The organism is Brevundimonas variabilis (assembly GCF_014199945.1).
Taxonomy (GTDB): domain Bacteria; phylum Pseudomonadota; class Alphaproteobacteria; order Caulobacterales; family Caulobacteraceae; genus Brevundimonas; species Brevundimonas variabilis.
This window is the reverse complement of record NZ_JACHOR010000002.1, coordinates 460,761-481,431: the sequence shown is the minus strand read 5'-3', so window position 1 is coordinate 481,431 and position 20,671 is coordinate 460,761. Positions and strand designations below refer to the sequence as shown.

General features: G+C 64.2%; 21 protein-coding genes and 1 tRNA gene. 18 read left to right on the top strand and 4 right to left on the bottom strand.

Going from position 1 to position 20,671, the window contains the following annotated elements:
• Positions 1-119 precede the first annotated feature (119 nt).
• The 12 genes from pdhA (at position 120) to GGR13_RS06915 (ending at position 12,269) form a co-directional block, all read left to right on the top strand.
• Complete coding sequence (gene pdhA, locus GGR13_RS06970) at positions 120-1,148, top strand: pyruvate dehydrogenase (acetyl-transferring) E1 component subunit alpha (protein WP_183212764.1); 1,029 nt, start codon at positions 120-122, stop codon at positions 1,146-1,148.
• Positions 1,145-2,542: a pyruvate dehydrogenase complex E1 component subunit beta gene (locus GGR13_RS06965; RefSeq protein ID WP_183212763.1), complete on the top strand. Its 1,398-nt coding sequence runs from the start codon at positions 1,145-1,147 to the stop codon at positions 2,540-2,542. The genes pdhA and GGR13_RS06965 overlap by 4 nt, the downstream gene beginning before the upstream one ends.
• The gene (locus GGR13_RS06960) at positions 2,539-2,856 is read left to right on the top strand and encodes a DUF5076 domain-containing protein (protein WP_183212762.1); all 318 of its coding nucleotides are present in this window, start codon (positions 2,539-2,541) and stop codon (positions 2,854-2,856) included. Before GGR13_RS06965 ends, GGR13_RS06960 begins: the two co-directional genes overlap by 4 nt.
• On the top strand, positions 2,853-4,169 hold the full coding sequence (locus GGR13_RS06955; protein WP_183213125.1) for a pyruvate dehydrogenase complex dihydrolipoamide acetyltransferase: 1,317 nt from the start codon (positions 2,853-2,855) through the stop codon (positions 4,167-4,169). Before GGR13_RS06960 ends, GGR13_RS06955 begins: the two co-directional genes overlap by 4 nt.
• Before the next feature lie 10 nt (positions 4,170-4,179).
• Positions 4,180-4,659 (top strand): glutathione peroxidase, encoded by a 480-nt coding sequence (locus GGR13_RS06950; RefSeq protein WP_183212761.1) that lies wholly within the window; start codon positions 4,180-4,182, stop codon positions 4,657-4,659.
• Between the two features lies 1 nt (position 4,660).
• Positions 4,661-6,082 carry a dihydrolipoyl dehydrogenase gene (gene lpdA, locus GGR13_RS06945; protein ID WP_183212760.1) on the top strand — a complete coding sequence of 474 codons (1,422 nt, stop codon included), beginning with the start codon at positions 4,661-4,663 and terminating at the stop codon, positions 6,080-6,082.
• 149 nt (positions 6,083-6,231) lie between these two features.
• Positions 6,232-6,876: a DUF4129 domain-containing protein gene (locus tag GGR13_RS06940; protein ID WP_221230452.1), complete on the top strand. Its 645-nt coding sequence runs from the start codon at positions 6,232-6,234 to the stop codon at positions 6,874-6,876.
• The gene (locus tag GGR13_RS06935) at positions 6,873-8,093 is read left to right on the top strand and encodes a DUF4350 domain-containing protein (RefSeq protein WP_183212759.1); all 1,221 of its coding nucleotides are present in this window, start codon (positions 6,873-6,875) and stop codon (positions 8,091-8,093) included. The genes GGR13_RS06940 and GGR13_RS06935 overlap by 4 nt, the downstream gene beginning before the upstream one ends.
• Positions 8,080-9,036 carry an AAA family ATPase gene (locus GGR13_RS06930; RefSeq protein WP_183212758.1) on the top strand — a complete coding sequence of 319 codons (957 nt, stop codon included), beginning with the start codon at positions 8,080-8,082 and terminating at the stop codon, positions 9,034-9,036. Before GGR13_RS06935 ends, GGR13_RS06930 begins: the two co-directional genes overlap by 14 nt.
• A complete protein-coding gene (locus GGR13_RS06925; RefSeq protein WP_183212757.1) occupies positions 9,033-10,346 on the top strand; it encodes a DUF58 domain-containing protein in 1,314 nt (437 codons plus the stop codon). The genes GGR13_RS06930 and GGR13_RS06925 overlap by 4 nt, the downstream gene beginning before the upstream one ends.
• A gap of 5 nt (positions 10,347-10,351) precedes the next feature.
• The gene (locus GGR13_RS06920; RefSeq protein ID WP_221230533.1) at positions 10,352-11,353 is read left to right on the top strand and encodes a stage II sporulation protein M; all 1,002 of its coding nucleotides are present in this window, start codon (positions 10,352-10,354) and stop codon (positions 11,351-11,353) included.
• A complete protein-coding gene (locus GGR13_RS06915) occupies positions 11,346-12,269 on the top strand; it encodes an RDD family protein (RefSeq protein WP_183212755.1) in 924 nt (307 codons plus the stop codon). The genes GGR13_RS06920 and GGR13_RS06915 overlap by 8 nt, the downstream gene beginning before the upstream one ends.
• 13 nt (positions 12,270-12,282) lie before the next feature.
• Here the strand turns inward: GGR13_RS06915 and GGR13_RS06910 are convergent, their stop codons facing one another.
• Positions 12,283-13,050 carry a DUF7847 domain-containing protein gene (locus GGR13_RS06910; protein ID WP_183212754.1) on the bottom strand — a complete coding sequence of 256 codons (768 nt, stop codon included), beginning with the start codon at positions 13,048-13,050 and terminating at the stop codon, positions 12,283-12,285.
• A 104-nt stretch (positions 13,051-13,154) separates the two neighbouring features.
• Positions 13,155-13,244: transfer RNA gene (locus GGR13_RS06905), tRNA-Ser, on the bottom strand.
• A gap of 112 nt (positions 13,245-13,356) precedes the next feature.
• Here GGR13_RS06905 and GGR13_RS06900 point away from each other — a divergent pair.
• From GGR13_RS06900 to GGR13_RS06875, 6 genes are read left to right on the top strand one after another with little or no spacing between them, the layout of a single operon-like run.
• A complete protein-coding gene (locus tag GGR13_RS06900; protein WP_343060306.1) occupies positions 13,357-14,127 on the top strand; it encodes a septal ring lytic transglycosylase RlpA family protein in 771 nt (256 codons plus the stop codon).
• 49 nt (positions 14,128-14,176) lie between these two features.
• Entirely contained in the window at positions 14,177-14,800 is a 624-nt protein-coding gene (gene tmk, locus GGR13_RS06895; RefSeq protein ID WP_183212752.1) for a dTMP kinase, read from the top strand.
• Positions 14,797-15,780 carry a DNA polymerase III subunit delta' gene (locus GGR13_RS06890; RefSeq protein ID WP_183212751.1) on the top strand — a complete coding sequence of 328 codons (984 nt, stop codon included), beginning with the start codon at positions 14,797-14,799 and terminating at the stop codon, positions 15,778-15,780. The genes tmk and GGR13_RS06890 overlap by 4 nt, the downstream gene beginning before the upstream one ends.
• A complete protein-coding gene (locus GGR13_RS06885; protein WP_183212750.1) occupies positions 15,777-16,565 on the top strand; it encodes a TatD family hydrolase in 789 nt (262 codons plus the stop codon). Before GGR13_RS06890 ends, GGR13_RS06885 begins: the two co-directional genes overlap by 4 nt.
• Positions 16,565-17,365: an MBL fold metallo-hydrolase gene (locus GGR13_RS06880; protein WP_183212749.1), complete on the top strand. Its 801-nt coding sequence runs from the start codon at positions 16,565-16,567 to the stop codon at positions 17,363-17,365. The genes GGR13_RS06885 and GGR13_RS06880 overlap by 1 nt, the downstream gene beginning before the upstream one ends.
• 48 nt (positions 17,366-17,413) lie before the next feature.
• Positions 17,414-18,136: a flavodoxin family protein gene (locus GGR13_RS06875; RefSeq protein ID WP_183212748.1), complete on the top strand. Its 723-nt coding sequence runs from the start codon at positions 17,414-17,416 to the stop codon at positions 18,134-18,136.
• A gap of 97 nt (positions 18,137-18,233) precedes the next feature.
• On the opposite strand, the gene GGR13_RS06870 is transcribed toward GGR13_RS06875, so the two are convergent.
• Together GGR13_RS06870 and GGR13_RS06865 are read right to left on the bottom strand one after the other, a co-directional pair.
• Entirely contained in the window at positions 18,234-19,766 is a 1,533-nt protein-coding gene (locus GGR13_RS06870; protein WP_183212747.1) for an acyl-CoA carboxylase subunit beta, read from the bottom strand.
• 64 nt (positions 19,767-19,830) lie between these two features.
• Complete coding sequence (locus tag GGR13_RS06865; protein ID WP_183212746.1) at positions 19,831-20,640, bottom strand: S1 family peptidase; 810 nt, start codon at positions 20,638-20,640, stop codon at positions 19,831-19,833.
• Positions 20,641-20,671: the final 31 nt, after the last annotated feature.

Below are 20,671 nucleotides of genomic sequence, written 5' to 3'. Positions count from 1 at the left end.
TACAGTCCCGGCGGCGTGCTTTGCCTTTCGGGAAGGAAGGCTGCTAAAGCCGCTTTCCGTAACGATAAGAAGCCTCGCCGCGCCTGTTTCGGCGTGGAGGCTCAGCCGGGAGATGCCGGATGGCGAGAGCCGCCCAGAAGACCACACCGTCCAAGGCCAGCGCGACCCCGGTCACGCCGACAGCCAGCAAGGACGAACTCCTCAAATACTATCGCGAGATGGTGCTTATCCGTCGCTTCGAGGAAAGGGCCGGACAGCTTTACGGCATGGGTCTGATCGGCGGCTTCTGTCACCTCTATATCGGTCAGGAAGCCGTGGCCGTCGGGGTGCAGGCCAGCCAGCGCAAGGGCGACCGGGTCATCACCGGCTATCGGGACCACGGCCACATGCTGGCCGCCGGAATGGACCCGAACGAGGTCATGGCCGAACTGACCGGACGGTCCGGTGGATCGTCTCGCGGCAAAGGCGGTTCAATGCACATGTTCGACGTCCCGACCGGCTTCTTTGGCGGCCACGGGATCGTCGGGGCGCAGGTGTCGCTGGGCACTGGCCTGGCCTTCGCTTCGAAATACCGTGACGACCAGTCGGTGGCCTTCATCTATTTCGGTGACGGCGCGGCGAACCAGGGGCAGGTCTACGAGAGCTTCAACATGGCTCAGTTGTGGAAGCTGCCGGCCATCTACATCATCGAGAACAACCAGTACGCCATGGGAACGAGCATCGAGCGCTCGTCCTCGACGACCGAACTGTCGCAGCGCGGAGCCAGCTTCGGCATCCCCGGCGAAAAGGTCGACGGCATGGATGTGCTGGCGGTCAAGGACGCTGTCGAGCGGGCCGTGGCCCGGGCCCGCGCTGGCGAGGGTCCCTTCATCCTGGAAGTGAAGACCTATCGCTATCGTGGTCACTCGATGAGCGACCCTGCCAAATACCGGACCAAGGAAGAGGTCGATGAGGTCAAGAAGACCCGCGACCCGATCGACCACATCAAGGCCCTGCTGGCCGAGGCCAAGGCGACGGACGACGAGATCAAGGCCATCGACGCCGACATCAAGGCTATCGTGGCGGAAGCCGTGCAGTTCGCTCAGGAAAGCCCCGAGCCGGATCCGTCCGAACTCTATACCGACGTCTATGTGGAGACCGCAGCGTGACCGACATCCTGATGCCGGCGCTCTCGCCCACGATGGAAGAGGGTACGCTGACGAAATGGCACATCAAGGCGGGTGATACGGTCAAGGCCGGTGACGTGATCGCCGAGATCGAGACCGACAAGGCGACAATGGAAGTCGAGGCCGTCGACGAGGGCGAGATCGCCGAGATCCTCGTGGCCGAAGGCTCCGAGAACGTGAAGGTCAACACCCCGATCGCACGGATGGCTGGTGAGGATGGGGCTGCGGCCGGTGGTACATCGAAGCCCGAAGAAGAGGCTGGATCTGTGGCAGCGCCTGTTGCCAAGCATGATGCCCCAGAAGCGAAATCAGGGGATCCGGAACAGGCTCCCGCTCAGAGTGGCACGCCGATTCCGCGGGTCGAACTGCACGACCCCGAAATCCCTGCCGACGCAAAAATGGTCAAGACGACCATCCGCGACGCTCTGCGCGACGCCATGGCCGAAGAAATGCGGCGTGACGACTCCGTCTTCCTGATCGGCGAGGAGGTCGCCCAGTACCAGGGGGCCTACAAGGTCAGCCGCGAACTGCTGCAGGAGTTCGGGGCCAAGCGTGTCGTCGATACACCCATCACGGAGCATGGATTTGCCGGCCTCGGCGTCGGGGCGGCCATGGCCGGGCTCAAGCCGATCGTCGAATTCATGACCTGGAACTTTGGCATGCAGGCCATCGACCACGTCATCAACTCGGCCGCCAAGACCCTGTACATGTCCGGCGGTCAGATCCGGGCACCGATCGTGTTCCGTGGGCCCAATGGCGCGGCCAGCCGCGTGGGTGCCCAGCACAGCCAGGACTATTCGGCATGGTACGCCAATGTGCCGGGCCTGAAGGTGGTGGCGCCGTATGACGCAGCTGATGCCAAGGGCCTGCTGAAGGCTGCCATTCGCGATCCGAACCCTGTCGTCTTCCTCGAGCACGAGATGATGTACGGAATTGAGTTCGATGTGCCGGAGGTCGAGGACTGGCTTGTTCCGATCGGCAAGGCCAAGGTCAGGCGCGAAGGCACCGACGTCACCATCACGGCCCATAGCCGTATGGTCGGCTTTGCCCTGCAGGCCGCAGAACAGCTCGAGGCCGAAGGCATTTCCTGCGAGGTCGTCGACCTGCGCACCCTGCGTCCGCTGGACCACGACACCATCGTCGAGAGCGTCAAGAAGACCAGCCGTCTGGTTTCGGCCGAAGAAGGCTGGGGCCCGATGGGCGTTGGGGCCGAGGTCGTTGCGCGGGTCATCGAGCATGCGTTCGACTATCTGGATGCGCCACCGCTGCGCGTGCACCAGGAAGACGTGCCGTTGCCTTATGCCGCCAATCTGGAAATCCTGTCCCTGCCGGGTGTCGACAAGATTGTTGCCGCAGTCCGCAAGGTGATGGCGTGAGCGAACGGCCCGAGTTTCAGCTCACGACGCCCGACAGCGTTGCTGCCGACGCCGACGCGATCGAGATCATCCGGATCTGGTGGTCAAAGGGCGAGCCGGTCATGTCGGTCAAGCCGGCCTTCGACGATCCGTTGAAGTTCGGAGAGCTGTTGGCGATCGCCGCGCGGCACATGGCGCATGGCTATGCGGTGCGCCACGGCCATGACGAGACCCAGGCCTATAACCGGATTCTTCAGGGGATCTCCGAGGTCATCAAGGCCGACAATGTCCGTACCGTCGCCGAACCCCTGACCCCGACACGAGGGAACGCCTGATGACCGACATCCTGATGCCCGCCCTGTCGCCGACGATGGAAGAGGGCGTTCTGGCCAAATGGCACATCAAGGTCGGGGATACGGTTTCGGCCGGTGACGTCATCGCCGAAATCGAGACCGACAAGGCGACCATGGAGGTGGAGGCCGTTGATGAAGGCGAGGTGCTGGAGATTCTGGTTTCCGAGGGCACCGAGGGCGTCAAGGTGAATACCGTCATCGCCAAACTGGCCGGTGAAGATGGCGCAAAGGCCCCTGCAGCGAAGCCCGTGGCCGAGGCTGCTGCGCCTGAGCGCAAATCGGCACCCGCCGGCCACGAGACTGTCGAAGCCGTAGCATCACCCGAGGGGGTGAAGCCGGCGCTTGACGTTCTGCGACCGGCAAACAACGCTCCGACCGGCAAGCGGGTGTTCTCTTCGCCTCTGGCCCGCCGTCTGGCCGAACAGGGCGGCCTGGACATCACGACCATCAAGGGCACTGGCCCGCATGGCCGGATCGTCAAGCGCGACATCGAGGCGGCGGCCAAGGGTGGAGCGAGACCGGCATCGGCTTCGGCAGCCCCACAGACAACGGCATCGGCCGAGCCTCGCAAGGTTCAGTCACTGGCCCAGATGGGCATTCCGGACGGAAGCTATGACCTGATCCCGCTGGACGGCATGCGCAAGGCCATCGCGCGCCGTCTGACGGACAGCTTCCGCGACGTGCCGCATTTCCCGCTGACCATCGATTGCGAGATCGATGCTCTGATGGCGGCGCGCGCGCGCGTCAACGCCATGCTTGAGCCGCGCGGTATCAAGGTTTCGGTCAATGATTTCGTGATCAAGGCGGTGGCGCTGGCTCTGAAGGCTGTGCCGGAGGCCAACGCCTCCTACAGCCCTGAAGGCATCGCGATGCACCACCACGCGGACATCGCCATGGCCGTGGCCATCGATGGCGGCCTGATCACGCCGATCATCCGCAAGGCCGAGACCAAGTCGCTGGCCGAGATCGCGACCGAGTCCAAGGACCTGGCCAAACGGGCCCGCGAGCGCAAGCTCAAGCCCGAGGAGTTCCAGGGCGGCACCTTCAGTGTCTCCAACCTCGGCATGTTCGGGATCAAGTCCTTCGCCTCGATCATCAATGAGCCGCAGGGTGCGATCATGAGCGTGGGCGCGGGCGAGCAGCGGCCTGTGGTCAGGAATGGCCAGCTGGCTGTGGCGACGGTCATGACGGTCACCCTGACCTGCGATCATCGGGTCGTTGATGGGGCCGCAGGAGCCAAATTCCTGCAGGCCTTCAAACCTCTGATCGAAGATCCCGTGACCATGCTGGCCTGAGGGCAGGGCGATGACCTCGGTTTATGACTTCTCCGCTATCGGCATCGACGGCACCGAGATCCCGCTGGACCGGTTTCGGGGTCAGTCCCTGCTGATCGTCAACACCGCATCGAAATGTGGTTTCACGGGCCAGTATGAGGGTCTGGAGGCCCTGCACCGTGACATGGCCGATCGGCCGTTCGAGGTTCTGGGGTTTCCCTGCAACCAGTTCGGCAATCAGGAAGCTGGCAAGGCCGCAGAGATCGCGGCTTTCTGCTCGACCACTTTCGACGTGACCTTTCCCTTGTTCGACAAGATCGAGGTCAACGGGCCCGACCGTCATCCGCTCTACGCCTGGCTGACGGAGCAGAAGCGCGGTTTCCTCGGCTCGAAAGCCATCAAGTGGAATTTCACAAAATTCCTGACCGACCGGAAGGGGCAGGTGGTCGCGCGATACTCGCCCCAGACCGAACCCAGGGCCATTCTGGCCGATATCGAAAAGCTGATCTGACATGGCCGCTACTCCTCAGACGTCCGATTTCGACCTGATCATCATCGGCTCGGGACCTGGCGGTTATGTTGCTGCGATCCGGGCGGCGCAGCTGGGCCAGAAGGTTGCGGTCGTCGAGCGCGAGAACCTGGGCGGCATCTGCCTGAACTGGGGCTGTATCCCGACCAAGGCGCTGCTGAAGTCGGGCGAGAAGTTCGAAAGCCTGAGCCACCTCAAGGATTATGGCCTTTCGGCTGAATCTGTCAGTTTCGACTTTGACGCCATCATTGCCCGGTCGCGCGGCGTGGCCAAACAGCTGAACACCGGCGTTGGCTTTCTGATGAAGAAGAACAAGATCGAGGTCATCGAAGGATCGGCAAGGCTCGAAAAGGGCAGGGATGCACCCACAGTCGTGATCGAGCTCAAGGCGGGTGGATCGCGCACGGTGGAAGCCAAGGCCGTCATCCTGGCTGTCGGTGCCCGCGCCAAGGCCATCCCGCAGATCGGGCTCGAGGCCGATGGCGACCGGATCTGGGCCTATCGCGAGGCCATGGCTCCGAAGTCGATGCCCAAATCCATCGTGGTCATCGGGTCCGGAGCGATCGGGATCGAATTCGGCAGCTTCTACAGAGCGCTGGGTGCCGAGGTGACCGTGGTGGAAGCGGTCGACCGGATCATGCCCGTCGAGGACGAGGAGGTCTCCAAGGCCGCCCGCAAATCGTTCGAACGACGGGGGATGAAGTTCCGCACGGGCTGCAAGGTGACAAAGGTGTCCAAGGGTGGGGCCGGTGTTCAGGTTGCGATCGAGACCGGTGGCAAGGCGGAAACGCTGGAGGCCGAGGTCTGCATTTCAGCCGTCGGGATTACGGCCAATACCGACGGGATCGGGCTGGAGGCTCTGGGCGTGAACATGGACCGCGGCCACATCACGATCGACGGTCACTGCCAGACCAATGTGAAAGGGCTGTTCGCGATCGGAGACTGCGCAGGCGCCCCCTGGCTGGCTCACAAGGCATCGCACGAGGGTATCCACGCCGCCGAGTTCATCGCAGGCTTCAAGACACCGCACGTCGTCTCGCCCATTGCCGGTTGCACCTATGCCCAGCCTCAGGTCGCCTCGGTTGGGATCACCGAGCAGGGCGCGCGCGAGGCCGGTCGCGAGGTGAAGATCGGCCGCTTCCCCTTCAAGGTGAACGGCAAGGCGATCGCGTCCGGCGATACGGACGGCTTCGTTAAGACCATCTTCGATGCCAAGACCGGAGCCCTTATCGGTGCGCACATGATCGGTGCCGAAGTCACCGAGATGATCCAGGGCTATGTCACGGCGATCACCATGGAGGCGACCGAGGAGGACCTTCACGGCATGGTCTATCCGCACCCCACGATGTCGGAGGCGATGCACGAGGCCGCGCTGGATGCCTACGGGCGCGTGATCCACATCTGACGTCTGCGGCTTAACGGTCTGCGGGTCTCCGTCCATCTGGAAGATTTGCCCGGTCTGACGGAGACCGATGCTGGACGCCGCGTGTGGAATGGGCGACACATGACTCTAGGTTTTCGATTGTCCCGCTGAATATCTGAGGCGACTTCCGCTTGGCTGCACCGGCACGATCGATAACCGCGCCAGGGCCGCAGGACGAAGCCCTTGCTGCTGCCCATGCCAGACTCCTGCGGGACGACAGCTTCCAGTTCGATCGGGTCGGATTCGAACTGCCCGAGGTTCCCGGCTGGTTGCGCTGGATCGGCGAGGCGTTTCAGGCGCTGGCTCCCGTTATGCAGTGGTTGTTCTGGGGTGCTCTCGCCGGGCTGATGGCCTTGCTGCTGTTCTTTATCGGGCGGGAAATCCTGAATCTGCGCAGACCACCGCCTCGGCCAGTGGCGCATGTTCTGGGCGACGAGCCTGACTGGCGACCGGACCGCGATGCCGCGCGCGATCTGCTGGCCGCAGCGGATCGTCTGGCAGCAGAGGGTCGGTATGGAGAAGCTGCCCACCTGATCCTTCTGCGCAGTGTCGAGGATATCCAGAGCCGGCGGCCAAAGGCCCTGCGCGTATCCCTGACGACCCGCGAGATCGCCCGTCTTGACGCCTTGCCAAGAGAAGCGAGGCCGGCGTTTCGCAAGATCGGTGAGCTGGTGGAACGCAGTCTGTTCGGAGGCGCTGCCATCGGTCCGGACGCGTTCGCCGATTGTCGTCGTGCTTATGAAGATTTCGCCCTTCCAAACGGCTGGTCTGCATGAAGGTCGCTGCAGGACAGGGGGCCTTTTCACCCCTGACGGTGATCAGCCTGGTCGTCATCGGGGTGCTGTCGCTCGCCGGACTGGGCGTCCTCTCGGCCTATGCGCCGGAGTTGAAATCCGGAAACGACGGCGGGTCACATGGTCTGTCGAAGTCGTCCGTTGGATTCGGCGGGATTGTCCGGTTGCTGCAGATGACGGGTGTGCCGGTTGTGCTAAGCCGCGGCGCGCTCGGCACAGGTTCAGAGGGCAGCCTGCTCATCCTCACGCCCGCACTGACGACCCCGCCTGACCAGATCGCGGATCGCCAGCACCGGGGCCCCACCCTGATCGTCCTGCCGAAATGGACTGCTGTCGCAGAGCAGGGCAAGCCGGGGTGGGTCAGCACAGTCGGCGCCATCGCGCCGTCCCGTGCTCTCGCCGTGCTGCCCGACTCGATACGTCCGGGGACCCGGATTGCCCAGAAGGCTGGCGTGACGGGCCCGCTGTTCACACGACCGGCCGGCGACGTCCTGGGACCACGCCTGGCGCTGGAGAACCTGCAGACGATCTCGGGTCGAGAATGGATTCCCGTGGTGATCGATGACCGGGGCGCTGCGGTCGTCGCCTTGCGGCGAGGCACGCAGACGTATGTGCTGTCGGATCCGGATCTGCTGAACACCCAGGGTCTGAAACGGGTCGAAGGGGCGCAGGTGGCGGTCGAAATCCTGGATATCGTTCGGGCGGATGGCGAGGCCGTCGTGTTCGATCTGACCCTGAACGGCTTCCAGCGAACCCGCAGCCTGTTGCGACTGATGCTGGAGCCCCCGCTGCTGGGTGTGACGCTGGTGATCGCTGCCCTGTTCGTCGTGGCAGGGCTGCAGGCGGGAGCGCGCTTCGGGCCGGCTCGAGAGAAGAGGCGGGCGGTTGCGCTCGGCAAACAGGCTCTGGCGGAGAATACGGCCGGGCTCGTGCGTCTGGCGCAAAGGGAACACCGAATGGCGTCGCCCTATGCCGTTCTGGTTCGCGCGGCGGTGGCCCGGGCCATCGGCGCGCCTCGCCACCTGAGCGAGGCGGAACTGGATGCCTTTCTCGATCGCGTCGGAACCCAGACGGGGACCGGGGCACGCTTTTCGACCCTTGCCACCCGCGCAGCCGAGGCCCGGACTGCAGGAGATCTGATGGCCGTGGCGCGCGACCTTCACCGCTGGAAACTGGAGATGACCCATGGACATCAATGAGGTGAGGGCGATTGCCTCCCGCATTCGGACAGAGATTGCCAAGGCGGTCGTCGGTCAGGACGACGCGGTCGACCTGCTGCTGACAGCGCTGTTCGCCGGCGGCCACGTGCTGCTGGAAGGACCGCCCGGAACCGCCAAGACCCTGCTGGCCCAGGCCTTCGCGCGGACGGTGGGCCTGGACTACGGGCGGATCCAGTTCACGCCAGACCTGATGCCGGGTGACATCATCGGGTCCAACCTGTTCAACTTCCAGACATCCAGCTTCACCCTGACGCGCGGCCCCATCTTCTCCGAGCTTCTGCTGGCCGACGAAATCAACCGCACGCCGCCCAAGACCCAGGCGGCCCTGCTTGAAGCCATGCAGGAGCGGCGCGTGACCATCGACGGCCAGTCTCATGCCCTGTCGAGCCGCTTCACCGTCATCGCGACCCAGAATCCTATCGAGCAGCAAGGGACCTATCCCTTGCCCGAGGCGCAGCTGGACCGGTTCCTGTTCAAACACGTCATCGGCTACCCCAGCCCGAGCCAGGAAAGGGACATCGTGGCGGCGCATGGCGCGCGGACCGGGCAGATGGACCCCGTCGCCCTGGGCGTCGAGACCGTGGTTGATCGCGCCAGCATAGACGCTGCCGTGGACGTTGTGGCGGATGTACGCCTGACCGATGAGGTCATCGACTATATCGTGTCCCTGATCCGGGCGACGCGGGATTCGGCGGATACCGATACCGGGGCTTCGCCGAGGGCCGGGGCCATGCTGGCGGTCGCCGCACGGGCGCGGGCCGCTCTCGATGGGCGGGACTATGTCATTCCGGATGATGTGAAGGGGCTGGCCACGCCGGTGCTGCGGCACCGTCTCATCCTGTCGCCGGCAGCCGAGATCGAGGGCCGAAAGGTCGATCAGGTCCTGTCGGCCCTCGTCGATCAGGTGGCGGCTCCCCGGTGATCTACCCGACCCGACGCGCCGTCCTGATCGTCGCCGCGGGCGCGCCAGTGGCGCTGGCGTTCGGCCTGATGGGCGCGGCAGGCTGGCTCGCCGGACCGGTGTGGGTCGCGGGCGTGGTTCTGCTCGCAATTACGGATGCGCTGGTTTCGGCGTCTCGGACCCACCTGACCCTCGACCCACCTGTCCCGCCCCGGGCGGCCGTGGCGCGCGCTGGTCAGGCTGATGTCCTGGCAAGATTTGGCAAGGGTTGGGTGCCGGCGCGTGCGGAGGCGGCCATGGCAGCCGATGTGCGGTTGGGTCTCCAGGCTTCGGTCGCGCGGTCCCTCGTCAAGGACCACAAGGCAGGCTTTTCCTTTCCGTTCACGCCCGAACGGCGCGGTGAGGCAAAGCTGAAATCGCTCTGGGTTCGGTGGCAGGGTCCGTTCGGTCTCGTCTGGAAGCAGAAGACCTTTGCTCTCGATGTCGCGGCTCCCGTTCTGGTCGATCTTCAGAGTGTCCGCGATGAAGCCGTTCGTCTTTTTGCGCGCAACGCGCTCTTCGGGGCCAAGACGCAGATTGAGTTGGGGGAGGGTTCGGAGTTTCAGGCCCTGCGGGATTTCCAGCCCGGGATGGACCGTCGTGCCATCGACTGGAAGCAGTCTGCCCGGCACGCCGTCCTGCTGGCCAAGGAGTTCCGGACCGAGCGCAACCACCATATCATCATGGCCCTGGATTGCGGGCGGGCCATGTGTGAGCCGGTCGGCGGTGCCCCCAGGATCGACCGGGCGATCAACGGGGCGTTGCTGTTGTCCTACGCCTGTCTTCGGTCCGGCGATCGGGTGGGCATGTTCGCCTTCGACAGCCGCCCGCGCATCTCGACCGGTGCCGCGTCCGGGCTCGACTCGTTTCGATTGCTGCAGCGTGTGGCCGGCCAGATCGACTATTCCACCGAGGAGACAAACTATACCCTGGGTCTGGCCACCTTGTCCGGAGCCCTGCAACGCCGTTCACTGGTGGTGGTCTTTACCGATTTCACGGATTCGACGTCGGCAGAGTTGATGGTCGAGTCGCTCGGCCGACTCTTGCGGCGTCATCTCGTGCTTTTCGTGGTCCTCCGCGACGAGGAGCTGGAGGGGCTGATCGATGCCGATCCGCTGGAGCCAGACGACATCGCCAGGGCTGTGGTTGCAGCCATGCTGCTGAAGGAACGGGACACTGTCGTGGCCCGGCTGCGCCGGATGGGCGTTCATGTGGTCGAGACCAGGGCCGCCCATGTCGGTCCGGCCGTGATCAATGCCTATCTGGACCTGAAACGGAGGGACCTGCTGTGAGCGTCATGCAGGGCGACGGTCGTCTCAAGAGCCAGAGGTTCCGACAGGCCCGCGAGGGCGACTGGAAGCGGCTGGAACGGTTGATGGACAAGGCCGAGAAGGGATCGGCACGACGGCTCTCTGATGAGGAAATCCTCGCGATCCCCGTTCTCTACCGCTCAACCCTGTCAGCCCTGTCGGTGGCACGGGAGACGTCATTGGACCGTGCACTGATCGGCTATCTGGAGACTCTTTGCGCGCGGGCCTATTTCTTCGTCTACGGCTCTCGTTCGACCCTGATGGGCAAGCTCGGCGCGTTCTTTCGCCGGGACTGGCCGATGGCGGTTCGGGCCCTCTGGAGGGAAACCTTCGCCTCCGGGCTGTTGATGCTGGGCGGGGCCATCGCGGCTGCCGTCCTGGTCGGGCAGGAACCGGACTGGTTCTATGCGTTCGTGCCCGCCGAGATGGCCAGCGGGCGGGATCCGGCCGCGTCGACCGAGACGCTGCGGGCCACACTGGCGGGCGAGGACACGAGCGCGGGCCTGTCGGCCTTTGCCACCTTCCTGTTCACTCACAATGCACGGATCGCGATCCTCGCCTTCGCCCTCGGGTTTGCCCTGTGCATCCCGACGGGACTGCTCGTGCTCTATAATGGCGCGACGCTGGGGGCCTTCGTGACCCTGTTTGCCAGCAGAGGTCTGGGCGTCGAAGTCGGAGGCTGGCTGCTGATTCATGGCGTTACCGAGCTGTTTGCAGTCATCCTCGCGGGCGCTGGAGGCCTGCGGATCGGCTGGGCCATAGCCTTTCCCGGGGACCGCGACCGGCTGGATGCCGCGGCCGACGCCGGGCGTACGGCTGCAACCGTCATTGCAGGCGTGGTGGTCATGCTGTTCGTGGCCGGTCTGCTGGAAGGGTTCGGCCGTCAGCTGATCGAGAGCACCCCAATCCGGTATGCCGTGGCCGGCACCAGCGCCCTGATCTGGGGCCTGTACTTCTATGGGCCGAGGAGACGCCCGGCTCATGTCTGACGCGACCGTTGCATCTTCTGCACGTAAGGGTGCGCGAACGCCGCCCCGCAAGCCGCCACAGACGCGCGAGCGGGCCTTCGTGACCCCTGAAGGCGTCGATCTGAGACTCGAGATCGGCGATGCCGGCCAGCGTGCTGCGGCCTTCATGCTGGACGCCGCGATCATCATTGGCGTGCTGGTGGCGCTGACTGTGGCGGCCGTGTTTGCGGGCATCGGCAGTTTCATCGCCGGAGCGACCAGTGGCGAAATGATCGTCGTGATCTGGCTGCTCGGCTTTTTCCTGCTGCGGAACTTCTACTTCACCGGCTTTGAGCTGACGGCAAGGGCCGCCACGCCCGGCAAACGGGCGATGGGCCTGCGCGTGGCTGCGCGTGATGGCGGGCGTCTACGTGCTGAATCGGTCGTTGCTCGCAATGCGATGCGCGAGCTCGAGGTGTTTCTGCCTTTCGGCCTGATTGTCAGCCGTGCGGATCAGGGGGGCGTCGACAGCTGGATGTACCTGCTGGCCGTTGTCTGGGCGGGCATCTTCGTCTTCTTTCCCCTGTTCAATCGCGATCGGCTGCGGGCCGGAGACCTGATCGGCGGGACATGGGTGGTGCGGACGCCGAAGCAGAAGCTCGTTCGCGACATGGCGGATGAGGGCACGGTGCGCCTCGAGCGCTTTCAGTTCTCGACGGCCCAGCTGGACACCTATGGAGCCCGGGAACTGCACGTCCTTGAGGATGTGCTGCGGGGCCGCAACCGCGAGACCATGAAGGCCGTCGCCGAGCGGATCGTGCGCAAGATCGACTGGGTCCGCGACGGCGACCACGACGATTTTGATTTCCTGAGTGCCTACTATGCCGGCCTGCGAGGCCGCCTCGAGGGCCGATTGCTCATGGGACAGCGCCGGGCCGATAAACACGATCGCGGCTGAACCGTGGAATCCTTCAGTCGAAGAGTTCGGCCAGCTCGTCGGTGCCGACGCCTTCCTTGGCGGTTCGAAGTTCGTAGTAGAGGGCCGCAATGCCCGCTGAACCAATGATGGCCTGAACCACAGCGATCAGAGGTGTGAAGATCAGGGTGACGACAGGATTGGCGGACCCGTCCATCGCACCGCCCGTCGCAACACTGACGCCGGTCACTGTGCCGCTGATGGCCGTTGCCACGACCATGTAGATCACGAACAGACCGAAAATCGGCCAGCGAAACCCCTTGGTCAGCGCGCGGCTGCGACCGAAGCTTTCGAGTATGGACCTTTTCTCCATGACCAGCACAGGGCCCGCGACGCAGAGCATGACGGCAACGATGATGCCCGGGATGATCAGAAGAACCATCCCGAGCATGGTCGCAAGAAACACCAAGAGGCCAAGCCCGAGCAAGGGCAGCATCTTGCCGATCGCGATGCCAAGCGCCGTCCGCAGGGTGACGGTACGATTGTTCAGCGCGTTCACGGTGACATGCACGATCGCGGCCTGCAGCAGATAGGCCCCCAAGAGCGACAGAAACCAACCTGTCGCCAGAATCAGCCAGCCCTGCCTGCTTGTGGGAAACGGCATGCCCCCTTGGCCGATCACGGTGATGACTGATGGGATGCCAGTCAGAATGACGGCCGCAAGCAGGAAGGTGACTATGTTCCTGCCGATGACGGTGAAGGTCCGCTCCATCACACGTCCGAGATCGAACCGCCCCGTCCCGCTGGTCTCGATCGCTGTCATGCCTTCATCCTGCTGCTCGAGCACCATTGAAGCGTGTGCATACGAGCGTGGCAATCTCCAGCGTGTGACATTCGCGGCGATGGCTTGGACATATCGATGTCTGATGGCGGAAGCGGTGGGATTCGAACCCACGGACGGCTTTCACCGTCGCTGGTTTTCAAGACCAGTGCCTTAAACCACTCGGCCACACTTCCCATTCGAGGGTCGGGCGGGTGCATAGCAGGTGTTTCCCGGATTAACCAAAACGGAAATTTCCGTCTGCATGATCCGGCCATGCGAGCCGCGCGAACATGGATCACGAGAGGGTTGCGTCCCCTGCTGGTCGGCGGATTGCTTGCCGCCCTGGCAGCGTGCGGCAGCGTGGGGCGAGACGCGCCGCGGCTCCCGGTCGTGACGGACCCGGCCCCGATCGTGACCGGAACCATGCGACCCTATCAGGTTCGCGGCCGCTGGTACCGGCCGTTCGACGACCCTGACTACGAGGAAGTCGGACTGGCCTCATGGTACGGGGCCCAGTTCAATGGACGGCCAACGGCATCGGGCGAGCGATTCGACATGAATGCCCTGACGGCGGCGCACAAGACGCTGCCATTGCCCGGACTGGTCGAGGTCACCAATCTGGCGAACGGACGCAGCGTCGTGTTGCGTGTCAATGATCGCGGGCCCTTCGTCGACAACCGGATCATTGACCTGTCACGGGGGGCCGCCGAGGCCCTCGACATGATGGCGCAGGGCGTGGGCGAGGTCAGGGTGCGCTATCTGGGTCGGGCTCCCAGAAACGGCGGTGGCCAGAGACTGCAGATGGCCGCGGCAACCGGACGGCCGCGTCAAGTCGCGCCGGTCGAGGTCGCACGGGACTACTGGATTCAGGCCGGGTCCTATGCCGATCCCCTCGCGGCCAGACTGAGCGCGGAGGCTCTGGGCGACACGGCGGTTGTCCGCTCGGCGGACGTCGAAGGTCGGCGGCTCTACAGGGTCATGGTCGGGCCATGGCCGGATACCCATTCGGCCGAGCGCGGCCGGCAGGACGTCGTGGCCCGCGGGTTTGCCGACGCCCAACTGATTTCCGGACGATAAATCCGACGCACGGGCTTGCCCTGAGCGCGCGGGTCGCCATTGTGCGCCCGTGACACGCGGACGGTTCATCACATTCGAGGGCGGCGAGGGGGCCGGCAAATCGACCCAGGTCAGGCGACTGGTCGAGGACCTGCGGGCAAGCGGCATCGATGTCGTCCAGACCCGCGAGCCGGGCGGATCAACGGGGGCGGAGGCGATCCGGGCGCTGGTGGTTTCGGGCGAGGCAGATCGCTGGTCCGCGCGAACCGAGGCCCTCCTGATGTTTGCCTCCCGGTCCGACCATCTGGAAAAGACCATCAGACCAGCGCTGCAGGCCGGGTCCTGGGTCGTCTGCGACCGGTTCGCCGACTCGAGCCGGGCCTATCAGGGCGCAGGCGGCGGGGCAGAGCCGGCGTTCATCGAGGCGCTGGAGCGCGCCGTCGTGGGTGCGGACCAGCCGGACCTGACACTGATTCTCGACCTGCCGGTCGCGGTCGGCCTTGAGCGAGCGCTCGGACGCGGCCAAACCGACACCCGGTTCGAATCCAAGGGGCTGGCCTTTCACCAGAGACTGCGTGACGGCTTTGGCGAGATCGCTCGGCGGTTTCCGGAGCGCTGCCGAATGATCGATGCCACAGGCTCGCCGGACGACGTCTACAGTCGTGTCAGGGCCGTCGTGGACCCGATCCTGTGAGCGAGGACCCCCGCGACCGGTTTGACCTGCGCCCTTCGCCGGAAGCCGAAGCCGCCTTTGTCGATGCGCTGGAGCGCGGCAGGCTCCATCATGCCTGGCTGCTGTGCGGTCCGGAGGGGGTCGGGAAGGCCACCTTTGCCTATCGTGCAGCCCGCCGCCTGCTGGGCGCTGCCGCCGACCCGTCGCGGGGTGTTCTCGGCGCACGACCGGACGATGCCGTAAGCCGGCTGGTGTCGGCCCAGGCCCATCCGGACCTCCTGGTGCTGGAACGGCTCGTCGAGAACGGCAAGACGAAGAAGGCCATCTCGGTGGACCAGGCCCGCGACCTGCCAGATTTCTTCGCCAAAAGTCCGTCGCAGGCAAGGTATCGTGTCGCCATTATCGACACGGCAGACGACCTGAATGTGAACGCTGCCAACGCCTTGCTCAAGATCCTTGAGGAGCCGCCTGAGCGCGGTGTCGTGTTCCTGATCACCCATGCCCCCGGTCGGCTGCTGGCCACGATCCGGTCGCGATGCCGCAGACTTGCATTTCCGGTCTGGAGTGAGCGTGATCTTGCTGAAATGCTGGTGGACCGGGCCGGGGTCACTTTCGATGATGCCGAAGCGATCGCCGCCATGGCGGGGGGCTCACCGGGTCAGGCCATGGCGTTGTCTTCCGGGGCAACCCTGGAGGCCGACCGACTGGCCCGGGCCTGGGTTACTGCGGATGTCATCGATCGTGCCGAGCAGTTGTCCATTGCGGACGGATTCCGGGGAGCCGAAGGCCAGGCGCGGTTCGAGACCTTGATGGACCGGCTCAGCGCCGCCGTTCAGGCCCGCGCGAGGGTCATGCCAGCCGAGCAGGGGGCTCGCTGGGCCGAACTCTGGGGGAGGCTAGCCGATCTGCCGGACCGGACGGCTGGGCTGAATCTGGATCGCGGCGACGTTCTGGCCGGCGCGCTTGCCGATCTGGCCAGAACCAAGGCCATGAGCGCATGATCATCGACAGCCACGTCAATCTGCACGCCCCGCAGTTCGATGAAGACCGCGATGCCGTCATCGACCGTGCACGATCTGCAGGGGTCAAGCTGATGGTCGAGATTTCCGACAAGCTGTCGACCTTCGAGGCCACCCATGCGCTTGCCATGGCCCACCCCGACATCTGGTGTACGGTCGGGGCGCATCCTCATGAGGCCAAGGATCATCTGACCCTGACGGCTGCGGATCTGATCGGCCTGTCCCAAAGGCCCCGGGTGGTTGGGATCGGCGAATGCGGCCTCGACTTTCATTACGATCTCAGCCCTCGCGACGAACAGATCGCCGTCTTTCGGACCCACGTCGCCGCTTCTCGGGAGACTGGCCTGCCACTCGTGGTCCATACGCGCGAGGCGGACGATGTCATGGGTCAGATCCTCGCTGAAGAGCAGGCGAGGGGGCCGTTCCGGTTCCTGATGCACTGCTACACCAGTGGTGCCGAATTGGCTGAAAAAGCAGCGGAAATGGGTGCCTGGTTTTCGGTTTCGGGTATTGCCAGCTTCAAGGCTGCGCATGATGTACGCGAGGTCGTTCGATCCATGCCGCCCGACCGGATCATTGTCGAGACTGACTGTCCCTATCTGGCCCCGGTGCCGCACCGTGGGCGCCGAAATGAGCCGGCCTTCATCGGACATGTGCTGCAGACCCTCGCCGACGTGCGGGGCTGGTCGCTTGCAGACACCGAAGTGCGTACGACCGATGCCTTCTTCAATCTGTTTGATCGCATTCCGCGGCCAGAGCTCACGTGATGGATGAGCTTAAGGTCACAATCCTGGGCTCTGGCTCATCGGGTGGCGTGCCGCGCGGGGATGGAGACTGGGGCGACTGCAATCCTGCCCAGCCGAAGAACCGGCGGACCCGGTGTTCCTTGCTGGCCGAGCGGATCGGGTCTGACGGGCGGACAACGGTTGTGGTCGATACGTCGCCTGACCTTCGCGAACAGATGCTGGCCAGCCGCGTGAAGGCCGTGGATGCCGTCGTTTACACCCATGATCACGCCGACCAGGCACACGGGATTGATGACCTTCGGGTCTTTGCCATGCGGAAGCGCCAGAGAATCCCTGCATGGATGGATGCCGCAACGCATGACGCCTTGACCGGCCGCTTCCGCTACATCTTCGAGACGGTGCAGGGCTATCCGGCAATCCTCGAGGCAAGGCGCATGCCGCCGGATGGCACAGAGTGGACACTGAATGGTGCCGGTGGAGACATCCCGGTCGTGACTTTCGATCAGGCCCATGGTCCGATCCGTGCCGTGGGCTACCGGTTCGGGCCGGTCAGCTATTCGCCTGACGTGTCGGTTCTGGACGATGCAGCGCTCGAGGCCGTCAGGGGATGTCGCCTCTGGATTGTCGATGCCCTGCGCTGGATCCCGCATCCCACCCACGCCCATCTTGACCGGACCCTGGACTGGATCGCTGGGGCCGGGGTCGAGCGGGCGGTGCTGACCAACCTGCATATTGATCTCGACTATGACGTGCTGAGCGCGCTCATGCCCAAGGGGGTCGAGGTCGGATACGATGGCTGGACGACAACACTGGCGATCTGAACAAACCCTCGCCCAGGGCGTTGGCTTCCTCGACCCAAGGAGCCCTGTATGTCCAAGCCGCCCGCCACCTATGACGACCTCTCGGCCATTTTCATCAACTGTAGCCTGAAACGCACCCAGGATGACGAGGCCAGTCATACCCAACGCCTGATGGACATGGCGGACGCGATCATGACCGCTCAGGGCGTCAAGACGTCGACGTTTCGCGCGGCCGATCTGGATATCCCGCCCGGCGTTTATCCGGACATGACCGAGCATGGGTGGGACAGTGATGGCTGGCCTGAGGTGCAGAAGGCTGTGATGAATGCAGATATCCTGGTTATCGGCACGCCGATCTGGCTGGGCGACAAGTCATCGGTCTGCACAAGGGTCATTGAGCGTCTGTACGGCTTTTCCGGGGAACTCAACGCCGCCGGACAGTACAGCTATTACGGCCGTGTTGGTGGCTGCCTGATCACTGGCAATGAAGACGGGATAAAACATGTCGCGATGAACCTGTTGTATTCTCTGCAGCACCTCGGGTTCGTGATCCCGCCACAGGCCGACGCGGGCTGGGTCGGCGAAGCCGGCCCGGGCCCTTCGTATGGCGACGACGGCAAGGTCGGATTGGACAATGATTTCACCCGACGGAACACGACCTTCATGGCCTGGAACCTGATGCACATGGCGCGGATGCTGAAGGATGCGGGCGGCGTTCCGGCCTATGGCAATCAGAAAACCGCCTGGGACAAGGGGGAGCGGTTCGACCATCCCAATCCCGAGTATCGCTGAATCTGCGAACCATTATTTCGCATAATATATCTTAGGCGATGAACTGATATCAGGGCGGGACGGGTGAAAAGCCCCCGCCCGCAACGTATGCCCCCGCTCAGAGCGGTATGTTGTCGTGCTTCTTCCAGGGATTGCTCTGTTGCTTGTTCTTCAGCGTCCGTAGAGCCCGGATCAGGCGACGGCGCGTTCCGTGCGGCATGATCACGTCGTCGATATAACCACGGCTGGCCGCCACGAACGGATTGGCAAAGCGTTCCTTGTACTCGGCTTCACGCGCCGCCAGAGCTTCCGGATCGCCGGCCTCCTTGCGGAAGATGATCTCGACAGCGCCCTTGGCACCCATGACGGCAATCTCGGCGCTGGGCCAGGCGTAGTTGACGTCGCCGCGCAGGTGTTTCGAGCTCATCACGTCGTAGGCTCCCCCATAGGCCTTGCGCGTGATCACAGTGAGCTTGGGCACGGTCGCCTCGGCATAGGCGAACAGCAGTTTCGCTCCGTGCTTGATCAGGCCGCCATACTCTTGGCGCGTGCCCGGCATGAAGCCCGGAACATCGACGAAGGTCACGATCGGAATGTCGAAGGCGTCGCAGAAGCGCACGAAACGCGCGGCCTTTCGGCTGCTGTCGATATCCAGCACCCCGGCCAGGACCTGGGGTTGGTTGGCGACGATGCCAACGGACTGGCCATCCAGGCGGCCGAAGCCGCAAACGATGTTCCGCGCAAAATCGGCGCCGATTTCGAAGAACTCCGCCTCGTCGACAACCTTCAGGATCAATTCCTTGATGTCATAAGGCTGGTTGGGATTGGCCGGCACGAGCGTGTCGAGGCTGGCCTCGTCACGGTCGGGGTCGTCATAGCTGTCGCGCAGCGGTGGCTTCTCGCGGTTCGACAGTGGCAGGAAACCGATCAGGCGCCGGACTTCGGACAGGGCCTCAAGGTCGTTCTCGAAGGCTCCATCGGCGACGCCGGACTTGCCAGCGTGCACCCGGGCCCCGCCGAGGTCTTCATGGCTGACGACCTCATTGGTCACCGTCTTCACCACATCGGGCCCGGTGACATACATGTAGGATGTATCCTTCACCATGAAGATGAAGTCGGTGATTGCCGGCGAATAGACATCGCCGCCCGCACACGGCCCCATGATGACGCTGATCTGGGGGATCACGCCGCTGGCCAGGGTGTTCTGCAGGAAGATGTCGGCGTACCCCGCGAGGCTTTCGACCCCCTCCTGAATCCGGGCTCCGCCCGCATCGAACAGGCCAATGATCGGGGCTCCATTGGTCAGGGCCATGGTCTGGAGCTTGACGATCTTGGCTGCATGGGCGCCGGAAAGACTGCCGCCGAAGACTGTGAAATCCTTGGAGAAGACATAGACAAGACGACCGCCGATCGTCCCCCTGCCCGTCACCACGCCGTCGCCCGGGATCCGCTGGCTGTCCATGCCGAAGTCGTACGAGCGGTGCTCGACGAACATGTCGGTTTCCTCGAAGGACCCCTCATCCAGGAGGACCTCGACCCGCTCGCGGGCGGTCAGCTTGCCCTTGGCGTGCTGGGACGCGATGCGGGCTTCGCCTCCCCCGGCCTTGGCAGCCAGACGACGGGCTTCGAGCTGTTCAAGGATGTGATGCATACGGGACTCCCTAGACGGACGGCTTAGGCAGGGACGGGCGAGGAGGCAAGCGATGTCCCTGCCATCACGGACCGGATCGCTCGGTATCCAGAAGCGTTATGGCCTCCCGGATGAACTGGGCGTGCGTGACGATGCCGATGTCGAGTTGCTCGTCCTTTACCTTCACTTCCTGGGTCAACAGGCCTGCGATGAAGGGGTGCGTCGGCTCGGCCGTGCCCGGCCGCCGGCGTGCCGTGGGCGTCCAGAAGACGGGGCCGCCCGAATTGCCGGGAAAAACAGTGAAATCCAGCAGAAAGGTCGGGAACGCGGCGACGGGTGCAAGGGGATAGGATGCGACCCTCCCGACACGCAGGATCGGGAAACCCGCACGGTTGGCTGAAAGCCCGCGGGGAAACCCCAGGGACAGGAGCTCGTCTCCAGGCCCCACCTGCAAGGCCTCGAAGCTGTCGCGTTCCGCCAGCCATCCCAGGGGAATGGCTGCTCGGGCGAATGCTTCAGGTGCCACAATCTCCATCACTGCAATGTCGCGGCCCTCGATCTGGTACCAGAGCGGTGCGTTTTCACGGTCGCGGATGCGCAAAGGCTGCGGATCGAATTTCCAATCCCCATCCGCCAGAGCCGTGCGCCATCCGATGCGCGCCTCCACTGCAGGCATGCGATCGAACACATGGGCAGCTGTCACTAGGACAATCCGTGGGGATCCGTCGGATCTCGGAGCCTGAATCAGAAAGCCTGTGCCAACGGTTCGGGTGCCATCGCCCTGAGCCTGATCCAACTGGACGGTAGCATTGATCAGACCAACCGTCAGGTCCCAGACGGGGGCTGCAACGGGTTCAGGTGCGGGCATCGGAGGCGGGATTTGCGGCGCGATCATTCTGCATCCTACCTTGGCGTTTGTTCATTTG